The following is a 2,287-nucleotide window of genomic DNA, read 5'->3' as shown; positions in this document are numbered from 1 at the left end:
GCCTTGTTGAACTAAGCCGCTGCGCGGCAGAACAATGGCGCTGCACATCATACTGATCTCAGAGCCCTACCAGAGGGGTAGCGGACTGGAGATAGTATGATGAATAGCCAACAGCAACGCCACTTCGATGCGCTGTATCAGCAGCATCTCAATAATTTAACCCTGCAGGGCAAACGACCCGCGACCATTGACGCCTATGCCCGAGCCGTGAGGCGGATCGCCGCATTTTTTGACTGCCCGCCGGACAACCTGACGACTGCCCAACTTAAACAGTACTTCGTCAGCCTGATTGACAGCCATTCCTGGAGTACCGTCAAGCTCGACCGCAATGGCCTGCAGTTTTTTTATCGCCATACGCTCGATAAACAATGGCAGTGGCTCGACATCGTCAAACCGCCGCAGCTCAGCACCTTGCCCGATATTCTCTCACCCGCCGAAGTCGGCCTGCTGATCAGCATGACCCGACAACGTCGCTACCAGATGTTCTTCTATACCCTCTACAGCCTGGGGCTGCGGCTTGGCGAAGGACTGTCGCTGACCGTGGCCGATATTGACAGCGCTCAGCAGCAAGTACATATCCGCAATGCCAAGGGCGGCAAAGACCGCCTGGTGCCCTTGCCCAACAGAACATTGCGTGCCTTGCGTTCACATTGGCAATCCCACCATCATCCACGGCTGCTGTTCCCCGGCACAAGAAAAGGGGCCGAGTCACCAATGGACCGAGGCGGGGGGCAAAAAGCCATGAAACAGGTCTGCCGCGACTGTGGGATCCGCAAATCCGTCAGCCCGCTTACCCAGCGCCACTGCTATGCTACCCACCTGCTGCAACAGGGGTTGGATCTGCGTTCACTGCAAACGCTGCTCGGTCATGCCAGCCTCAATACCACTGCTCGTTACACCCAGCTTACGGCGGCCAAACGGTCGTGTGCCATGACCGCGGTCAATCAATTGGCTGACTCGCTGGCGGTCATGTGGGAGGTGTCATGAGTACTTTTATCTCGCTGCTGCGTGCGCACCATGATGCGTTGATGACGGCCAGCCACACGCCGGTGTCGCCCGACATGAAACGGGCGATTGCGGCGATGGAAAGCTGTCAAACCGAGGCCGCCGGCTGGTCACAGTGGTACTGCCGGCATTGCCACCATCACGACCAATCCCCGCTCTCCTGCGGGCATCGGCTCTGCCCGCAGTGCCAACACCGAACCAGCGCCACTTGGCTCGCCCGTCAGCAGGCCAAGTTACTGCCGGTTCATTACTTCATGATCACCTTTACCTTGCCAGCCGAACTGCGTGGCCTCGCCCGCGCGCAACCCAAGGCGCTGTATCGCATCATGTTCTCGGTTGCCGCCTCGCTACTCAAGGACTTCGCCCAGCGTCACCATGGGGGTCGCAGCGGCTTTACCGCGGTACTGCATACCCACAGCCGACGACGGGATCTGCATCCTCATCTGCATGTCATGGTCCCGGCAGGCTACTACAATCCCGCACGGCGCCAGTGGCACAAGGGCCCCAAGCGTTACCTCTACCCTGCTGTCGCACTGGCCAAAGTATGGCGGGGCCGGCTACTGGCCGCCATTCACCAGCACCCCTAGCTCTACCTGCCAGCCAGACTACCGGCGCAATGGGTGGTGGACTGCCGCCCTGTGGGCCGGGGCCTACCCGCCCTGAAATACCTGTCCCGCTATCTATACCGCGGGGTACTGCCCGACCGGGATATTATCGGTATAGACGGTGACCGGGTGACCTTCCGCTACCGCGAGGGGAAAACCAATCACTGGCAACATCGCACCTTACCCATCGTCAGGTTCCTGGGGCTGATACTGCAACACGCCTTGCCCAAGGGGCTACAACGAGTACGGGACTACGGGCTGCTGCACGGTAGCGCCAGGGCGGTGCGCTTGATTATCCAGTTGTTGTTGGTGCGACTGGGATGGCGAGGGCTGCCAGGGAAGCCGGCCACGATGACCAAAGCCAGCCGCCGCTGCCCGCACTGCGCACAAAGCATGGTGTGCACCGGCATCATCCGAACGGGATAGCCGAAAGGCGTGCACAATAAGGATAATGACCTCAACAACAGCAGGAGAAGCACGACCGTCACTCACCGAACACAGTAACTAGCTGAAGTTATTAGTCTTCTAATCGCTTAGCGGCTAGCTATGCCTGCAGAAAATAGTAGCCTCACCGTCCACCTCATGCTCAACCGAGCAATTTACTTAATAAGGCAGCTTCGGGCTTGTTCAACACCCGGATGAAGTGTCGGCTGCGCGACACTTATCCTTATTTGTTA

The 2,287-nt window shown here is 58.7% G+C and carries 1 protein-coding gene and 1 pseudogene; both read left to right on the top strand.

The features are described 5' to 3' along the window. Nucleotides 1-96 precede the first annotated feature (96 nt). The gene (locus tag R0I78_RS00215) at nucleotides 97-987 is read left to right on the top strand and encodes a site-specific integrase (protein WP_317073865.1); all 891 of its coding nucleotides are present in this window, start codon (nucleotides 97-99) and stop codon (nucleotides 985-987) included. Beyond that, nucleotides 984-2,036, top strand: a pseudogene (locus R0I78_RS00210) (transposase). Before R0I78_RS00215 ends, R0I78_RS00210 begins: the two are co-directional and overlap by 4 nt. Nucleotides 2,037-2,287: the final 251 nt, after the last annotated feature.

The sequence above is a fragment of the Oceanimonas sp. CAM02 genome (genome assembly GCF_032842915.1).
In the GTDB taxonomy this organism is placed as follows: domain Bacteria; phylum Pseudomonadota; class Gammaproteobacteria; order Enterobacterales; family Aeromonadaceae; genus Oceanimonas; species Oceanimonas smirnovii.
The sequence above is the reverse complement of the archived record's forward strand: the minus strand, read 5'-3'. Positions and strand labels throughout refer to the sequence as shown.

Bases quoted from the DNA above. Each gene is read 5' to 3' on its own strand.
- R0I78_RS00215 (WP_317073865.1), top strand. From the start codon at position 97: ATGATGAATAGCCAACAGCAACGCCACTTCGATGCGCTGTATCAGCAG.